The organism is Nonomuraea sp. NPDC049695 (genome assembly GCF_040674955.1).
Taxonomy (GTDB): domain Bacteria; phylum Actinomycetota; class Actinomycetes; order Streptosporangiales; family Streptosporangiaceae; genus Nonomuraea; species Nonomuraea helvata.
Map to the genome: position 1 here is coordinate 1 of NZ_JBFANV010000201.1, position 3,346 is coordinate 3,346.

The window sequence follows — 3,346 nt, forward strand, 5'->3', positions numbered from 1 at the left end:
ACATCAAGACCAAAGGACAGGCGGCCGGGCTGGTCGTCTCAGGGCGTGGAGACCCACCCGGGTCCGCGAAACGTCAAGCACCCCGTTCCACAGCAGGGGCCGCGCAAGCGGCACGAGCTGCCGCATAGCGGCACGGGAATCCCCGTCCCTTCAGGACGAGGAGCAGGTCAAGGTTGGACTCTCCCACTGTGGGAGGCTCCATGCTCCTCCCAGCCGTCACCGGAGGAGAGCGACGTATGACCATCGTGAAGGACATCGAGGCCCGCGGCACGCAGCACTGCGAGACGACGGCGCTGGGCGTGCTGCTGCGGCACGAGGGGCTTGATCTGTCCGAGCCCATGCTGTTCGGGCTGGGCTCGGGTCTGTCCTTCATCTATTGGGACAGCAAGGGCATGGCGTTCCCCTTTCTCGGGGGCCGCGTCAAGCCTTTCGACCTCACCAGGAACCTGGCCGCCAGGCTGGGGCTGACGTTGATGACCCTGGAGACCACCTCACCGCGCAAGGCGTGGGAGAACGTGGCCACCCCCATCGACGCCGGTCGGCCGGTCGGTCTCCAGCTCGACTGCTACCACCTGGACTATTTCCGGTCCAAGGTGCACTTCGGCGGTCATGTCGTCGCCATGTACGGCTACGACGAGCACGACGTCTACCTGGTGGACACCGACCAGCAGGGAGGAGCGGTGCGCACCAGCCGGGCCGGCCTCGCCATGGCACGGGCCGAACGCGGCCCGATGACCGCCAGGAACCGTTCGTTCACCATCACCCTGCCGGCCCACCCGCTTTCCTGGCAGGACCAGATCATCCCCGCCATCAAGGACTGCGCCGATGCCTTCCTCGCCGCTCCCATCGCGAACCTGGGCCACCGCGGCATCGAGAAAGCCGGCAAACAGGTGCCCGGATGGCTGCTACGCGCCGGTGAGCCGCAGCAGGACCTGCCGCAGGCCGCCCTCCTCATGGAGAAGGGCGGCACCGGAGGTGCCCTGTTCCGCGCCCTCTATCGCGACTTCCTCGACGAGTGCACCCGGCTGATCGACGACGGCAACCTTCGTACCGGTCACCGGCTGTACGCCGAAGCCGCCGTCCTGTGGACGGACGTGTCCGCCTTGATCGCGAAGGCTGGCGAGAGCGGCGACACGGGGTACCTCGAGCAGGCCGGCGTTCTCCTCCATGATCTTTCGCGCATCGAGAAGGACGCCATGCAGGTGCTGCGTCAGTTGTAGCTCAATACTTTCGTCGCATCAGCAGATGGCCCCTGCGGAACCGCTCATCCTCATGAGGCTCGCGCAGCATTCGCCCCACTTCGACGAACCCCGCCTTGCGCGCCAGTTCGGCGAGGTCGTCGATCGGCCATCGGTAGGCCGGCGTCACCTTGTGATCGAACTGCAGTACCGGCCCACCCTCGGACTCGAAGAAGCCGAGCAGGAGGTAACCGCCTGGGGCCAGCACCCGGTGGAACTCGGCGAAATATGGCGGCAGTTCCTGTGGCGGGATGTGGATCACGGAGTACCAGGACACGAGGCCGCCCAGCTCGCCGTCCGCCAGGTCGAGGGCGTCCATCGAACCGACCTCGAAGCGCAGATCGGGATAGGCCTCACGGGCGAGGTCGATCATCACAGCGGACAGGTCGACGCCGAAGGCGTCCAGCCCGAGGTCCCGCAGGTGCGCCGTCATGTATCCGGGACCACATCCGGCCTCGGCCACGGGTCGGGGACCGGCGGCCCGTACGAGCTCGGCGAACGCGGCGATCAGCGCGCGATCCAGGGCCAGGCGGTCGAGACTGTCTCGGACGAACTCGGCATAAAGAGCGGCGACGGCATCGTAAGCGTCCGCCGTCGCCGTCAGGTAGGGGGAGGATTCGGCCATGGCGGCTGACTGTAGTTCATGACGGCCGGCTCACGTGCCTTCCGACGGTCGTTGATGAAACTTTCGCGTTCTGGAGAGCGTTTTCCCACGCCCGCGGTGGCTTCCATCCTCGCTCGTTGACATACCTGCGGCGGTTGGGGACCCTACCCCCTTGTTAGCGCTCACGTTCTTCGGGTCCTCGTCATCGAGGGCGGTCATGGTGATCTCCGCTCTCTCCTCGCGCCATCTCTCGCCGTACCTCGCGATGGCGCGGGACCGACTGCGGCGCCGGCGGCCGCGACGGCGGGGTTCGAGCCGCAATGGAGGAATCAGATGCACCAACGAGGAGTACGCGGGAGCCTTGTCGCCTGGGTCTTAGCCGTCTGTCTGGCCAGCGTCGCGGTGGCGACCACGGTCACGGCGCAGGCTGCCTCGGCCGGATGTCAGGTCACGTACACCGTCGGCTCGCAGTGGGGCGGCGGCTTCAGCGCCAACGTGGCGATCAAGAACCTCGGCGATCCACTCGCGAATTGGGCCCTGCGCTGGACCTTCGGCGCCGGGCAGACGGTCAGCCAGGCATGGAACGCCGGCGTGACGCAGAGCGGCAGTGCGGTGACCGCCTCCAACGTGAGCTGGAACGGCTCCCTGGCGACGGGCGCCAGCACCTCGTTCGGATTCAACGGCACCTGGAACAACTCCAGCAACCCCGTGCCGACCAGCTTCACGGTCAACGGCGTCACCTGCACGGGCAGCGTGACCCCGACCCCAACCGTGACCCCCACCCCGCCCACGTCACCGACGCCGACCCCGGGCACCCCGCCGCCGTCGCGTACGGTGCGGGTCTACTGGCTCAAGCCGTCGGACGTTGCGTACGACCAGCGGTACCCGGACGGCATCACCAAGGTCATGCAGGAGGCCCAGCGCTTCTTCAAGCAGGAGCTGGGCAAGACGTTCACCTTGAACAGCCCGGTCGTCGAGGTCGTCAACGGTGACCACCCGCGAAGCTGGTACGAGAACACGCCGAACTGCGGTGAGAAGTACTGGTGGGCGGTCTGCAACATGCAGGAAGAGCTGCGCAGGAAGTTCGGCCTTGGCGCACCGGACAGCCGCTGGCTCAACGTCGGCGAGGTCAGCGCCGAGGGCGACGGCGCCGGTGGTGGCGGCGGCAACGGATGGGTGATCCTCAGCGGCCACGACGCCGACGGCGCCGCAGGCATCAACGGCCCGATGAATCGCTGGTACGGCGGCATGGTGCACGAGCTGGGACACGCGTTCGGCCTGCCCGACGCCACGTCCACCGACGGCACGTGCATGTCGGCATCCCTCTACGACTACCCGAACTGCCACTTCAGCCAGTCGCAGAAGGACAGCATGCTCCGCGGCTCCTACGGCAGCTTCCTCTCCTGACCAGTGACGGGCGGCGTGACCCGCCGGCACGCCGCGGCGGCTGGAGCGCGGGTTGGCGGTCTGCCCCCCCCGCCGGCCGATCATAAAAATCGGAATA

3 protein-coding genes are annotated in these 3,346 nt (G+C 67.4%); 2 read left to right on the plus strand and 1 reads right to left on the minus strand.

Features of this window, described 5'->3' with window-relative positions; translation table 11 throughout:
• Positions 1-236: 236 nt before the first annotated feature.
• Entirely contained in the window at positions 237-1,220 is a 984-nt protein-coding gene (locus AB0J64_RS56900; RefSeq protein WP_364047066.1) for a BtrH N-terminal domain-containing protein, read from the plus strand.
• A 1-nt stretch (position 1,221) separates the two neighbouring features.
• Here AB0J64_RS56900 and AB0J64_RS56905 read toward each other — a convergent pair whose 3' ends face one another.
• Entirely contained in the window at positions 1,222-1,863 is a 642-nt protein-coding gene (locus AB0J64_RS56905; RefSeq protein ID WP_364047069.1) for a class I SAM-dependent methyltransferase, read from the minus strand.
• 312 nt (positions 1,864-2,175) lie between these two features.
• On the opposite strand from AB0J64_RS56905, the gene AB0J64_RS56910 reads away from it, so the two are divergent.
• A complete protein-coding gene (locus AB0J64_RS56910; RefSeq protein WP_364047072.1) occupies positions 2,176-3,249 on the plus strand; it encodes a cellulose binding domain-containing protein in 1,074 nt (357 codons plus the stop codon).
• Positions 3,250-3,346: the final 97 nt, after the last annotated feature.